The sequence below is a fragment of the Sphingomonas sp. GCM10030256 genome, from assembly GCF_042666415.1.
Classification (GTDB): domain Bacteria; phylum Pseudomonadota; class Alphaproteobacteria; order Sphingomonadales; family Sphingomonadaceae; genus Sphingomicrobium.
This window is the reverse complement of the sequence record NZ_JBHTDI010000001.1, coordinates 1,083,234-1,096,732: the sequence shown is the minus strand read 5'-3', so window position 1 is coordinate 1,096,732 and position 13,499 is coordinate 1,083,234. Positions and strand designations below refer to the sequence as shown.

The 13,499-nt window shown below is 65.4% G+C and carries 12 protein-coding genes; 2 read left to right on the top strand and 10 right to left on the bottom strand.

Translation table 11 applies throughout. The features are described from left to right. Nucleotides 1-1,602 carry a carboxyl transferase domain-containing protein gene (locus tag ACFQPG_RS05375; protein WP_380810786.1) on the bottom strand — a complete coding sequence of 534 codons (1,602 nt, stop codon included), beginning with the start codon at nucleotides 1,600-1,602 and terminating at the stop codon, nucleotides 1-3. Continuing rightward, on the bottom strand, nucleotides 1,599-2,756 hold the full coding sequence (locus tag ACFQPG_RS05370) for an isovaleryl-CoA dehydrogenase (RefSeq protein WP_380810784.1): 1,158 nt from the start codon (nucleotides 2,754-2,756) through the stop codon (nucleotides 1,599-1,601). Before ACFQPG_RS05370 ends, ACFQPG_RS05375 begins: the two co-directional genes overlap by 4 nt. Nucleotides 2,757-2,955: 199 nt before the next feature. Between ACFQPG_RS05370 and ACFQPG_RS05365 the strand changes: the two genes are divergently transcribed. Then, nucleotides 2,956-4,149 carry a thiolase family protein gene (locus ACFQPG_RS05365; RefSeq protein ID WP_380810782.1) on the top strand — a complete coding sequence of 398 codons (1,194 nt, stop codon included), beginning with the start codon at nucleotides 2,956-2,958 and terminating at the stop codon, nucleotides 4,147-4,149. An 85-nt stretch (nucleotides 4,150-4,234) separates the two neighbouring features. Here ACFQPG_RS05365 and ACFQPG_RS05360 read toward each other — a convergent pair whose 3' ends face one another. From ACFQPG_RS05360 to ACFQPG_RS05330, 7 genes are all read right to left on the bottom strand, one after another. After that, the gene (locus ACFQPG_RS05360) at nucleotides 4,235-4,855 is read right to left on the bottom strand and encodes a glutathione binding-like protein (RefSeq protein WP_380810780.1); all 621 of its coding nucleotides are present in this window, start codon (nucleotides 4,853-4,855) and stop codon (nucleotides 4,235-4,237) included. A 63-nt stretch (nucleotides 4,856-4,918) separates the two neighbouring features. Next, nucleotides 4,919-5,404, bottom strand: coding sequence for an SH3 domain-containing protein (locus ACFQPG_RS05355; protein WP_380810778.1), 486 nt, complete (start codon nucleotides 5,402-5,404; stop codon nucleotides 4,919-4,921). A 56-nt stretch (nucleotides 5,405-5,460) separates the two neighbouring features. Further along, nucleotides 5,461-6,867: an NAD(P)H-dependent flavin oxidoreductase gene (locus ACFQPG_RS05350; RefSeq protein ID WP_380810776.1), complete on the bottom strand. Its 1,407-nt coding sequence runs from the start codon at nucleotides 6,865-6,867 to the stop codon at nucleotides 5,461-5,463. 128 nt (nucleotides 6,868-6,995) lie between these two features. After that, the gene (locus ACFQPG_RS05345; RefSeq protein ID WP_380810774.1) at nucleotides 6,996-7,403 is read right to left on the bottom strand and encodes a glycine zipper 2TM domain-containing protein; all 408 of its coding nucleotides are present in this window, start codon (nucleotides 7,401-7,403) and stop codon (nucleotides 6,996-6,998) included. Nucleotides 7,404-7,506: 103 nt separating this feature from the next. Further along, complete coding sequence (locus ACFQPG_RS05340; RefSeq protein WP_380810772.1) at nucleotides 7,507-8,088, bottom strand: hypothetical protein; 582 nt, start codon at nucleotides 8,086-8,088, stop codon at nucleotides 7,507-7,509. A 98-nt stretch (nucleotides 8,089-8,186) separates the two neighbouring features. Further along, nucleotides 8,187-9,041 carry a carboxylating nicotinate-nucleotide diphosphorylase gene (nadC, locus tag ACFQPG_RS05335; RefSeq protein ID WP_380810770.1) on the bottom strand — a complete coding sequence of 285 codons (855 nt, stop codon included), beginning with the start codon at nucleotides 9,039-9,041 and terminating at the stop codon, nucleotides 8,187-8,189. 45 nt (nucleotides 9,042-9,086) lie between these two features. Beyond that, a complete protein-coding gene (locus ACFQPG_RS05330; protein ID WP_380810768.1) occupies nucleotides 9,087-9,938 on the bottom strand; it encodes a metallophosphoesterase family protein in 852 nt (283 codons plus the stop codon). A gap of 139 nt (nucleotides 9,939-10,077) precedes the next feature. Between ACFQPG_RS05330 and ACFQPG_RS05325 the strand changes: the two genes are divergently transcribed. Further along, on the top strand, nucleotides 10,078-11,145 hold the full coding sequence (locus tag ACFQPG_RS05325; protein ID WP_380810766.1) for a phosphotransferase family protein: 1,068 nt from the start codon (nucleotides 10,078-10,080) through the stop codon (nucleotides 11,143-11,145). A gap of 92 nt (nucleotides 11,146-11,237) precedes the next feature. Here the strand turns inward: ACFQPG_RS05325 and ACFQPG_RS05320 are convergent, their stop codons facing one another. Next, nucleotides 11,238-13,418 carry a M3 family metallopeptidase gene (locus ACFQPG_RS05320; protein WP_380810764.1) on the bottom strand — a complete coding sequence of 727 codons (2,181 nt, stop codon included), beginning with the start codon at nucleotides 13,416-13,418 and terminating at the stop codon, nucleotides 11,238-11,240. Between the last annotated feature and the right edge of the window lie 81 nt (nucleotides 13,419-13,499).

The following is a 13,499-nucleotide window of genomic DNA, read 5'->3' as shown; positions in this document are numbered from 1 at the left end:
TCACATCCTGAACACGCCGAACTGCGGACGCTCCGGGATCGGCGCGTTGAGGCACGCCGTAAACGCCAGCCCCAGCACGTCCCGCGTCTGCACGGGATCAATGATTCCGTCGTCCCACAGCCGCGCCGTGGCGTGCCAGGGGTTACCCTCGTCCTCGTAACGCTGGCGGACAGGAGCCTTGAAGGCCTCCGCTTCCTCCGCAGTCCACTTGTCGGCGTCGCGGTGGACGGTTGCGAGCACGCTCGCCGCCTGCTCGCCACCCATGACGCTGATGCGGCTGTTGGGCCAGGTGAACAGGAATCGCGGCGAGTAGGCGCGGCCGGCCATGCCGTAATTGCCAGCGCCGAAGCTGCCGCCGATCAAGACGGTGATCTTGGGCACGCTCGCCGTCGCCACCGCCGTCACCAGCTTGGCGCCATGCTTGGCGATGCCCTCTGCCTCATACTTTCCACCGACCATGAAGCCGGAGATATTCTGCAGGAACAGCAGCGGCACGCGCCGCTGGCAGGCGAGCTCGATGAAGTGCGCTCCCTTGACCGCGCTCTCGCTGAACAGCACGCCGTTGTTGGCCAGGATCGCCACCGGCATGCCCCAGATGTGCGCGAAGCCGCACACTAGGGTGGTGCCGAACAATGGCTTGAACTCGTGCAGCTCGGAGCCGTCGACGATGCGGGCGATAACCTCGCGCACGTCGTAGGGCGCGCGGACGTCCTCGGGGATGATGCCGTAGAGCTCTTCGGGATCGTAGTGCGTAGGGCGCGGTTCGCGCGTGCCGACGCCAGCGCCACTCTCGTCGCCAAGATGGCTAACGATATCCCGCACGATGGTCAGCGCATGCTCGTCGTTCTCGGCCAGGTGATCGACCACGCCCGACTTGCGTGCATGCAAATCGCCGCCCCCCAGGTCCTCGGCGCTGATCTCCTCTCCCGTCGCGGCTTTCACCAGCGGCGGGCCGGCGAGGAAGATCGTGCCCTGATTGCGGACGATCACGCTCTCGTCACTCATTGCGGGCACGTAGGCGCCCCCCGCGGTGCAGCTACCCATGACGCAGGCGATCTGGGCGATGCCCTTCGCGGACATGTTCGCCTGGTTGAAGAAGATGCGCCCGAAGTGATCGCGATCGGGGAACACCTCCGCCTGGTGCGGCAGGTTGGCGCCGCCGCTGTCCACCAGATAGATGCACGGCAAGCGGTTCTGCTCGGCGATCTCCTGCGCGCGTAGATGCTTCTTGACCGTCATGGGATAGTAGGTGCCGCCCTTCACCGTCGCGTCATTGGCGACGATCATCACCGGCTTCCCGGACACGCGGCCGATGCCCGCAATCATCCCCGCGCCGGGCACCTCGCGGTGGTACATGTCACACGCCGCGAGCTGCCCGATCTCGAGGAACGGCGAGCCGGGATCGAGCAGCCGCTCCACCCGCTCCCGCGGCAGCAATTTGCCCCGCGACGTATGCCGCTCCCGCGACTTCTCGTTCCCGCCTAGCGCCGCCTGGGCGACATCGGCGCGCAGCCTCTCGGCCAAGGCGCGATTGTGCCGGAAGCGGGCGCGATATTCTTCGCTCTCCGGCTGGACCTTGCTGTCGATCCGCGGTGCGCTCATGCGCCGATCAGCTCACGTCCGATCAGCATCCGCCGGATCTCGTTCGTCCCCGCGCCAATGTCGAGCAGCTTGGCGTCGCGGTAATAGCGCTCGACCGGCCAGTCCTTGGTGTAACCGGCCCCGCCCAGCGCCTGCACCGCTTCGTTGGCGACCTTCACCGCACTTTCGCTCGCCAGCAGGATGGCGCCCGCCGCGTCGAAGCGGGTCGTCTTGCCCGAATCGCAGGCCTTCGCGACCTGGTAGACGTAGGCGCGGGCCGAATTCAGCGCGACATACATGTCGGCGACCTTGGCCTGCATCAGCTGGAATGCGCCGATCGGCTTGCCGAACTGCTTGCGCTCCCGAACGAAGGGCACGACCACGTCGAGGCACGCCTGCATGATGCCTAGCTGCAGCCCTGCGAGCACCGTGCGTTCGTAGTCGAGGCCGCTCATCAGAACGCCGACCCCGCCATTCTCCGGACCCATGACGTTCTCGGGCGGAACGAAGCAATCCTCGAACACCAGCTCCGCCGTGGGCGAGCCGCGAATGCCCATCTTGTCGACCTTCTGGCCGACCGAGAACCCCTGCATCCCTTTCTCGATCAGGAAGGTGGTGATTCCCCGGCTTCCCGCTTCGGGTGAGGTCTTCGCATAGACCACCAACACGTCGGCTTCCGACCCATTGGTGATCCAGAACTTGGTTCCGTTCAGGCGATAGCCGTTGCCGCTCTTGTCGGCCCGCAGCTTCATCGACACGACGTCCGAGCCCGCCCCCGCCTCGCTCATCGCCAGCGCGCCGACATGCTCGCCGCTGATCAGCTTGGGCAGGTACTTGCGCTTCTGTTCGTCATTCGCCCAGCGGCGGATCTGGTTGACGCACAGGTTGGAGTGCGCGCCGTAGCTGAGTCCGACCGAGGCCGAGGCCCGCGCAACCTCTTCCTGGGCGACGACATGTTCGAGATAGCCCAGGCCAAGGCCGCCCCATTCCTCTTCGACCGTGATGCCGTGCAGGCCAAGCTCACCCATCTGGGGCCACAGCTCGACCGGGAAGCGATCCTCGCGGTCAATCTCGGCGGCGAGCGGCGCGATCCTCTCGCGCGCGAACCGCTCGGTGCTCTCGCGGATGGTGTCCGCCATCTCCCCAAGGTCGAATTCAAGTCCGGGTGCGGACATGCAAGGGCCTCCTGTTCGCCCACGGCGCTAGCAGAGCGGGAAGCGTTTGAACAAGGCGTGGCGCAGGCTTATGTGCGGCGCAACACCAACCCGACCGCTCGTGCTGAGCAGGGCCGGTAGGCTCGTATCGAAGCAAGTCCTCCGGTGCGCTGTTTGCTCGGCTCCTCAGGATGAGCGCGTCTCCTAGTGAGGTCCGCCCATGGCCACCGCAGCGAACGATCCCGTCGTCATCCTCTCCTACGCCCGCACGCCCATGGGAGCCATGCAGGGTGCTCTCGCCGACGCCTCCGCCACGGACCTCGGCGCGACGGCCGTCAAGGCCGCGGTGGAGCGCGCAGGGATTTCCGGCGAGGATATTGATCGCATCTACATGGGCTGCGTTCTCCCGGCCGGTCTCGGCCAGGCGCCCGCGCGGCAGGCAGCGATCAAGGCCGGGCTGCCGACTTCGGTCCAGGCGACCACCGTGAACAAGGTCTGCGGTTCGGGCATGCAGACGGTCATCATGGGCTCCGAAGCAATCGCGATGGGCAATGCCGACCTGATCATCGCCGGCGGCATGGAGTCGATGACTAACGCGCCGTACCTCTTGAAGAAGCATCGCTCCGGCGCGCGGATCGGCCATGACAAGGCCTACGACCATATGTTCCTCGACGGGCTGGAAGACGCCTACGAGGAAGGTCGCGCCATGGGCAGCTTCGCCCAGTGCACCGCCGACGAATATCAGCTGACCCGCGAGTCGATGGACAGCTATGCGATCGAGTCGCTCAGCCGCGCCAAGGCGGCGATCGACAATGGCGGCTTTGCGGACGAGATCGTGCCCGTCACCATCAAGAGCCGGGCCGGCGAGACCGTCGTCGACACCGACGAGGCCCCGGGCCGCGGCCGCCCCGACAAGATCCCGCAATTGAAGCCGGCGTTCGCCAAGGAAGGCACAATCACCGCCGCGACCAGCTCGTCCATCTCCGACGGCGCCGCCGCCGTGGTTCTGGCGCGCGAATCGGCAGCCCTCGAGCAAGGCCTCAAGCCGGTCGCGCGGATCGTGGCGACCGCCGCCCATGCCCAGGCTCCGGCCGAGTTCACCGTCGCGCCAATTGGCGCCATCCACAAGGTGCTCGACAAGGCCGGCTGGAAGATCGGGGACGTCGATCTGTTCGAGGTCAACGAGGCGTTCGCCTGCGTCGCCATGTTCGCGATGAAGGACCTCGGCATCGGGCACGACAAGATCAACATCCATGGTGGCGCGACCGCGCTCGGCCACCCGATCGGCGCCAGCGGCACCCGGATCATCGTCACGCTCCTCAATGCCCTAAAGCAGAAGGGCCTCAAGCGCGGGGTCGCCAGCCTCTGCATCGGCGGTGGCGAAGCCACCGCCGTAGCGGTGGAGCTGGTCTAAACTGTGCCCCTGCGCAGGCAGGGGCTCCGCCCCGTGCTGCAGCTTCATCGGAAGCAGTCCTGCCGCGCGTGAGAGCGGGTGTCGTTCAGGCCGGTTGCAGCAGGCCCTCGTCGGCAAGTGCCTTGCGGACCGAGTCGCGCCCGCCGATCCGCTCGACATAGCGGGCGATGTTCGGCCGGGCGGAGTAGCTGATGCCGAAATGGTTCGCCCACTTCAGAATCACGAAGGCGTAGGCGTCGGCGACGCTGAACCGGTCGCCCAACCAATGTTCCCGACCGTCGCCCAGATACCGCTCGACATAGTCCAGCCGTAAGTTGAGCCGCGTCATCGCTGCGTCGCGCGCGTCGCCCTGCGGGTTGCCGAAGAACGGGCCGAACGCCTTGTGCAGTTCGCTCGAGAGGAAGCCGAGCGCCTGGTGAAGCCGCGCTTCGGCCAACGGGTTGCTCTGCGGGCCCGGCGCACCCGGCTTCAGCCCGGCGATATAGGGCAGGATCGCCCCATTCTCCGTCAGGATTTCGCCCCCGTCGAGCTCCAGAGCGGGCACGTAGCCGAGCGGGTTGATCTCACGGAAATCGCGGCCATCTTCGGTCCGCTTGGCCCGGATGTCCGTCTTCACGAACTCCGCGTCCTGCCCGATCTCGTACAGCGAAATGCGCGATGCCATGGAGCATGCGCCGGGTGCGTAGTAGAGCTTCATGATGCTCATCCTTGTTGGGTGGGGCAGGCAAGGTGGACCTGCGTGCCTGGCTTTCAAGGAACGGGCAGGTAACTAGTCTACGGTTTCGCCGTCCGACACACCCCAGATGTCGGCGATGCGGATGTGTCCCTGCCGCTTGCCGACCTCGATGCGGCACCAGCCGGCGTTGCAATCCTCGATCCGTGCCACCACCCCGGGCTCGGCCGTGTATGCGATACGGCTCGTAGCGGTCGGCTGCTCGTGGATCGGGCGCGGGCTTGATCCGCGGACCAACGCCGTCCGACGGTCGCTGAGCAGCGTGACGAGCATCCATCCACGCGCGCCATCAGAGTCCTCAATCAAGCGCCAGCTCTCGTGCCGCTTGAGCACGCGCACAGGCAGGTCGCGGCGCTTGTAGAGCCAGGTCCCCGGATAGGATTTGGCCGGACCGGTGCGGGTCATGGCCTCGCCCGACGCGATCGAGGCCCAGTACGGTACCGGCTTGTCCTGCGCGCTGGCTGGCGAGACCAAGGCCAACAACGTCATTCCGGCAAAGGCGGGTACCCAGCCCTTGTTCAACCAACGCCTCCAAGGCGGGCCGCTCGCCTTCGGAGGGGTGACGGTCAAAAAAAACATCACGCCCCCGTCAGGATCCGATCGACCAACTGTTTCACCGTAGGGACGAAGCCGTTCGAGTAGAAGGGGTCTTGCTTGAACCGGAAGGCGGCATGCCCGGCGAACATCAGGTTCTCGTCGACCGGCTCGCCATGGGCGATGTTCTGCAGGGCCTTCTGGATGCAGAAGCTGCGCGGATCGGCCAGCCGACCGGTGCTGTTCTTCTCATTGTCCGCCCATGATGAAAAGGCACACTGGCTGAGGCAGCCCATGCAATCTGCCTGGTCCTTGCGGATGATCTTCTCGTCCTCGGGCGTAACGAACACGAGCGTCTCGTCCGGAGTCTTCATCGCATTGGTGTAACCGGCACCATACCATTCGCGGGCGTGCTGCAGGTCGCCGCGCGTTACCCAATAGTTCTTCTTGGTACCAATCCCGACATCCAGCTGGAACGCGTGATCGCCGACCTGTTCCTTGGTGAACGCGATCTGGCGCTCGCTGCGCGCTTCGAGCCAGCGCAGGAATGTGTTGCGCACGGCCGAGGAATAGAAGCCGGTCGGCGAGAACTTGTGGAGCAGGACATCGCCCTCCTCCAGAGTCATCAGCCGCGCCTTCCATTCCGGCGGAATCGGGCTTTCCTGGGTCAGCAGCGGACGGGTACCGAACTGGAACATGATCGCCCCCAGCTCGGGATTGTCGATCCAGTTATCCCACTCGTCGAGCCGCCACACCCCGCCCGCCATCACGATCGGCACCGTGTCGGGAACACCGCCATCACGCATGGCGGCGCGCAGTTCGGCAACGCGGGGGTAAGGGTCCTGCGGCTTGCGAGGGTCTTCGGCGTTGGACAGCCCGTTGTGCCCTCCGGCAAGCCACGGATCTTCGTAGACCACTGCGCCGAGCAGGTCGGGAACCTTGGAATAGGCCCGCTTCCACAATGCCCGGAACGCCCGTCCGGAGGATACGATGGGAAGGTACTGGACGCCATATTGCGCCGCGATCTCGGACAGCTTGTAGGGCATTCCCGCGCCGCAGGTGACGCCCGCGACCTTGCCGCGGGTGCGCTCCAGCACCCCATGGAGAATCGGCTGCGCGCCGCCCATTTCCCACAACACGTTGATGTTGATGGCGCCTCTGCCGTCCGCGATGTCGTAGGCTCGCTCGACTTGCGCCACGGCGCCCTCGATCCCGTAGTGGATCAGTTCCTCATGCCGCTCGCGCCGGGTCATGCCGCTGTATACCTGCGGAATGATGCGGCCTTCGGGATCGTAGCTGTCGGCGTTGACCGCACTGACCGTGCCGATGCCCCCGGCCGCCGCCCAGGCGCCGGAGCTGGCGTGATTGGTCGCGCTGACGCCCTTGCCGCCTTCCACCAGCGGCCACACTTCGCGGCCGCCGTACATGATGGGCTGAAGGCCCTTGAACACCGTTCGTCTCCTGAAAACTTGGCCGCGCTATACAGCCGGTCAAGCGCAAAACGCTACTGTTTCGATGAGTAACGAAAAGGGCCGCGGAATCGCTCCCGCAGCCCTCTCGCCTGCCCCGAGGCGGTGCCTTAGCGGCAGGTCGACTTGCCGACCTGGCGCCCGACGAGCGCTCCGATCGCGCCGCCGATGATCGCGCCCGTGGTCCGGTCGCCGCCGCGGCGGTAGCCATAATAGTCGCGGCGTCCGCCAGCCACCTGCCGGCCGATCAGCGCACCGGCCGCACCGCCAACGATGGTTCCGGTCGTGCCGGAGCAGCGGCGGTTGTTGTAGCGGTAGTTGCGCTGACCATAGTAGGTCTGGCCCTGGTAGCGATTGGCATAGCGCCGGCCGTAACGCTGGCCATAATAGCCGTTGCCGTAACCGCCGTTGGAATAACCGCCACCGTAAGCGGGCGCAGGATAATATTGCGCGCTGGCGGTCGAGGGGATGGCGAACAGCGACAGGGCCGAGGCTGCCAGGATGGCTTTCTTGAACATGGGGGTACTCCTGAAACAATGTGGAGCCACCCTGAAGCCAACGCCCTGACATCGCCCTGAATGTTCCGGTCATCAGCGGGAAAGGTTGAGCCTTCCCCGCCGTTCAGCAGTCGCGCGCGATTTCGCGTCCGGCAATGGCACCGATCGCGCCGCCGACGATCGCTGCGGCAGTGCCGTCCCCGCCGCGGCCGTAATAACCGCGCCGGCCGCCGCGGCCGATCTCGCGCCCGATCAGCGCTCCGGCCGCTCCCCCGATCACGGCTCCGGCTGTGCCGTTGCCGCAGCGATGACGGTAATAGCGCCGGCCGTAGTAGCGGTCGCCATAGTAGCGGTCACCGTAGTAGGACCGCCCGTAATAGCGACTGCGGTATCCGCTCCCCCAGTAAGGTTCGTAATAGCCGCCGTACGGGACGGCGTAATAGCCGCGGTAATAAGGCCGAGCGTAATGGTAGCCGCGATATCGATCACGGCGCTCATAGCCACCGTACCTGGTGCGATAATGGTGCCGCGCATAGCGTTGGCGGTCAGCGCCGTAAAAGGCTGAGCGGCGCCAGTCGCCGTGCTTGTGCCACTTGCCGTGGTGCTGCTTGTGCCAGCCGCTGTGGTTCTTGTGTTTCGCGTTCGCCGTCGCCGGCAGCGCCACCAATGACGCGGCGGAGAGCGCGAGGAGGATCTTGCTGACCATCGTGGCCACTCCTGCATCGCGAAGGAAACTGGCCGACTCAGCCAGCTTCAGAACCGAAGGCTGCGCTCCGTCAGGTGAGCGGCTGGTGAATGGTCCGTTCAGCTGGGGTAAGGCTTGAGAGCAAAATCCAGCCCGATGTCGACGGCCGGTGCCGATTGCGTGATCCGCCCGACCGAGATGTAGTCGACGCCGGATTCGGCGATGCCGCGGATCGTGTCGAGGTTGACGCCGCCGGATGCCTCCAAGGGCACTCGGCCGCCTACGATCGCCACCGCCTGACGAAGGGTCTGGGGCTCCATGTTGTCGAGCAGCAAGCGGTCGGCTCCGGCCTCCAGGGCAGGTATGATCTGCTCCAGCTGGTCGACTTCGACCTGCACCTGGAGCCCAGTGTTCGCTGCCTTCGCCCTGCGCACCGCCTGCCCCACCCCGCCGTTCACGGCGACATGGTTGTCCTTGATCAGCACGCCATCGTCGAGCCGCATCCGATGATTTTCGGCCCCACCCATCCGCGCCGCATATTTGTCGAGCAGGCGCAGGCCGGGGATCGTCTTGCGCGTGTCGAGCAGGACTGCTCCAGTCCCCGCGATCGCATCGACATAGCGGCGGGTAAGAGTCGCGATCCCCGACAGGTGCTGCAGCGTGTTCAGGGCCGACCGTTCGGCCGTCAGCATCGCCCGCGCGTTGCCTTCGAGCCGCATCAGCACCGTTCCGGCCTCCGCGCGATCCCCGTCCCTGACGCAAAGTTCGATCATCATTTCGCGATCGAGCTCACGGAAAAAGGCGGCAGCGATGTCCAGACCGGCGACTGTGATTGGCTCACGGCAGTTCATCGCGGCGACGAAGCGGGCGTCGGCTTCGATGGTGGCGGCCGACGTGACGTCTCCGCCCGAGCCCATGTCCTCGGCAAGGACCCGACGGACGAATTCGTGAAGGTCGAAGCTAGCTGGGTTCATGTGCCGCCGATAAGCGGCCCCGCTGCGCAAGACCAGACACACAGATCAAGCCGGCGCATCCGCATCCGCCTGCGCCTGGCTGGATTGAAGCCAGCTGCCGTCCTGCTTTCGGAACTGGGCAGGTACGCCGGGTTCATACCGCTCGCCGGTCCAGGTCAGCAGGCTGATCGATACAGTATCCCCATCGACGTCGATCAGGTTGAAGCTCTGCTCCTCCTCGCGCAGCCGTACCGAGGTGGCGGTTCCGGCCTGCACCACCAGCGCGTGCCCGGCGCGCACCACCAAGTCGCGGGCATGGTGGGTGGACGCCCGATGATTGTGCCCGGCGAGCAACAGATCGACCCCCACCTCCGCGATCGCGTCCAGTGCCAGCTCCTGTCGTCCGATCGCTTCGCCCAACTCGCCGCCATCGTTGACCGGCAATGCGAACAGCGGGTGATGCGTCACCAGGATCCGCGGCATGCCGGGCGCGACCTTGGAAAAGGTCTCGGTGATGAAGTCGACCTGCTCCCGGTTGATGCGCCCATCCTTGAACGTCAGCGACCGGGCGGTGTTGATGCCCAACACGGCGGCACCGTCAAGCTGATGGAACGGGCAAAGGGTGTCGTCGATGAAGCGCTTGTAGCGAGTCAGAGGCGACAGAAAGCGGCGAAGCACGTCGTAGAGCGGAACATCATGATTGCCCGGCACCGCCAACACCTCGTGCCCGGCATCGCGCAGCCGGCTGAGGAACTCACAGGCTTCCTCGAACTGCTCGGTCCGGGCGCGTTGGGTGAAGTCGCCGCTGATCACGACGAGATCGGCCCTGGCCGCATCGGCTTCCGCTTCCACAGCCGCAACCAACCTGGGGTCGTGGGCGCCGAAATGAAGGTCGGACAGGTGAAGGATACGAGGCATGTTTGGATAACTGCCTGACAGCCGAACTTGTTTCCCTGACCGGGTCATGCTGAACTCGTTTCAGCATCCACTTGTCCGCAAAGGCAGCTGTTCGTGGCGCGGCATGGATGCTGAAACAAATTCAGCATGACGGGATCAAATGGACCGGACCCAAGCCAACAGCGGCACCCGCCAGGTAAGCGAGCGGCTTCGCTTCGACGAGGCGGCACTGACGCGCTGGGTGGAACAGCATGTTTCCGGCTTCGAGGGACCGCTGACCGTGAGCCAGTTCAAGGGTGGCCAGTCAAACCCGACCTACAAGCTCGACACGCCCGGCCGTTCCTTCGTCCTGCGCCGCAAGCCCCCGGGCAAGACGCTCCCCGGCGCTCATGCGGTAGACCGCGAATATCGGGTGTTGGCGGCGCTTGGGGAGCAGGGTTTTCCGGTGCCTCGCGTCCATGCCCTGTGCGATGACGAGGGCGTCATCGGGACGGCCTTCTACGTAATGGACATGGTGCCTGGCCGGATCATCTGGGAAGCGAGTTTCCCAGGTCTCGAGCAAGCATCGCGCGCAGCGCACTTCGACGCCATGAATGCCACCCTGGCCCGGCTGCACAGCTTCGATCCGCAGGCGATCGGTCTTGGCGACTACGGCAAGGCAACCGGCTTCGTGGAGCGGCAGGTGGCCCGCTGGTCCAAGCAATATCTGAGCGATGTCGATGCTGGGCGGGTCAGGGACATGGACCGGCTGGTCGAATGGCTCGGCAAGCACCTGCCGCCGGACAGCGGCGAGGCGCGAATCGCGCACGGCGACTTCCGCTGCGACAACATGATTTTCGACCCGGACACGCCCGTCGTCCGAGCGGTGCTGGACTGGGAGCTGTCAACGCTCGGCGATCCGGCAGCGGACTTCACCTATCATTGCCTCATGTACCGGATGCCGGCCGGGATCTTCACGGGGCTGGCCGGCCTCGACCTCGGCACGCTCGGCATCCCGTCGGAGGAAGAGTACATCGCCGCCTACTGCCGCCGCAGCGGGCGGGAGCGCATCGCCAATTTCGACTATCTGATCGTTTTCAACCTGTTCCGGCTCGCCGCCATTCTCCACGGCATCAAGGGCCGTCTGGCGCGAGGCAGCGCCAGCAGCGCCCATGCCGCGGAGATGGTGAAGGGGCTTGAGCCTCTTGCTGCGCTGGCGTCGAGCGAAGCAGGCAAGGCGCGGCTCTAAGCACTTCCTCCCGCGCCGTACGCCGAGGAACCCCTCCACCATCCTGCGGATGTCCCCTCCCCAGCAAGGGCTGGGGAGGAACTGCAATCAGCTTACTTCGTCGGGAAACCCCGGCGCTTCAGCAAGGCATTCACGTCCGGGTCGCGGCCGCGGAAGGCGCGATAGGCCTCCGCGCGATCGGTCTCGTTGCCGGTCGACAGCAGCAGGGTGCGGAACTTGTCGGCGGTGGCTCGGTCGAACGGGTTGCCTGCTTCTTCGAACGCTGCCCAGGTGTCGGCGTCCATCGTCTCCGACCACAGGTAGGAATAGTAGCCGGCGGAGTAGGCATCGGATGAGAACAGGTGGCCGAACTGCGGCAGGCGGTGGCGCATCACCATTTCACGCGGCATCCCGAGTTCCGCGAGCGCCTGCTTCTCGAACGCGTCCGGATCGACCACGCCGCCCGGCTGGGTATGCAGTTTCATGTCGACCAGCGCGGACGACAGATATTCCACCGTCGAAAAGCCCTGGTTGAACGTGTCCGCGGCCTTGATCTTGGCGACCAGCTTCTGCGGCATCGGCTGACCGGTCTTGTAATGCTTGGCAAAGCGCTCGAGCACCGGCCGGGTCAGCAGCCAGTTCTCGTTGACCTGGCTTGGATACTCCACGAAGTCGCGCTGCGATCCGCCCAGCGATGGGTACTTCACGTCATTGAGGTAGTAGTGGATCGCGTGCCCGAACTCGTGGAACAGGGTCGAGGCATCGTCCAGGCTGACCAGCACCGGCTGGCCGGCCGCAGGCTTGGTGAAATTGTTGTTGTTGGAGCCCAGGACGATGTTGTCGTCCAGCAGGCGTGCCCGGCTGCGGAAGGTGGTTGCCCACGCGCCCGACCGCTTACCCTCGCGGGCGTAAGTGTCGAAGTAGAACAGGCCAGTCTGCTCGCCTGTCTTCGCATTGCTGACGACAAAGGTGCGGATGTCGGGATGCCAGGTCGGAACCTGCCCGGTGTTCTCGGTAAACTTGAGGTCGTACAATTGCTCGGCCGACCAGAACATGCCGTTCACCAGGTTCGACAGCTCGAAGTACGGCTTGATCTCCGCTTCGGACAGGTCGTACTTCGCCTTGCGGACCTTCTCCTGATAGTAGCGATAGTCCCAGGGCTCGATGGTCGACACGCCGTCGCGCTTGGCGAAGGGCTGCTGGTCACGGACCTCTTCCTTGACCCGCGCAACCGCCGCCGGCCACACCCGCATCATCAGCTCCATGCCGCGGGCCGGAGTCTTGGCCATCGTGTCCTGCATCCGCCAGTCGGCGTGCGTGGCGTAGCCGAGCAGCTTGGCGCGGTCGGCGCGCAGCTTCACGATCTGCGCAATCAGCTGGTTGGTGTCGTTGGCATTGCCGTTGTCACCGCGATTGACGAACGCGTTGAATACCTTCTCGCGCAGCGCACGATTGTCCCCAAAAGTCAGCACCGGCTCCACCGCCGAACGCGTGTTGCGGATGGCGAAGGTGCCGGCGGGCAGGCCCTTGTCCTTGGCGGTGGCGGCCGCGGCATCGCGCACGTCCTGCGGAACGCCCTTCATCTCCGCCGCGGTGGCGGTGGTGAAGGTGCCCTCGTCCGCCAGCAGCCGTGCGTTGAAGTCGGAAAACAGCCCGGCGAGCTGCTGATTGTACCCGCTCAGCTGCTGCTTCTGCTCGGGATTCAGCCGAGCGCCGTTCCGGACATAGCTTTCGTACAGGCGGGTCAGCAGGCGGTTCTGCTTGGCGTCCAGGCCAAGCGAGTCCTTCTGCGCATGCAGCGTGGAGATGCGCTCGAACAGCTTGGGGTTGAGGCGGATCTCGTCGAAGGCCGCCGACAGCTTGGGCGACCATTCCTTGTCGAGCGCCTGATAGGCCGGGGTCGACATGTTGTCGGTCATCACCCCGAACACGGACAGCACGCGGTCCAGGCGCTGCCCGGTCCGTTCCATCGCCTCCACCGTGTTGGCGAAAGTCGGTGCCTCCGGATTGTTGGCGATCGCCTGGTATTCCCGGCGCTGCTCGTCAATGCCGAACTGGATGGCTTGGGGGAACAGTTCGGGCGTCACCTTGTCCCAGGGCGGAACCCCGTCGAACGGCCCGGACCAGTCGGCCAGGAGGATATTGTCGGGAACCACGGGCGCAGCGGAATGGATCGGGGCCACGGCAGCCTCCACTTCAGGGGAAGCGGGCTGCACGGCGGCGGGGTCGGCCGTGGTCGCGCACCCGGCCAGCACAACGAGCGCAGAACCGGCCAACAACAAAGTCTTGATCATCCAATCGCCTCACGAGCTAGTTTCGAGCGTCGCACTGCCCGTCCGGGCGAGGCCACGCAAGCGTGCTCTCGACGAATGGAC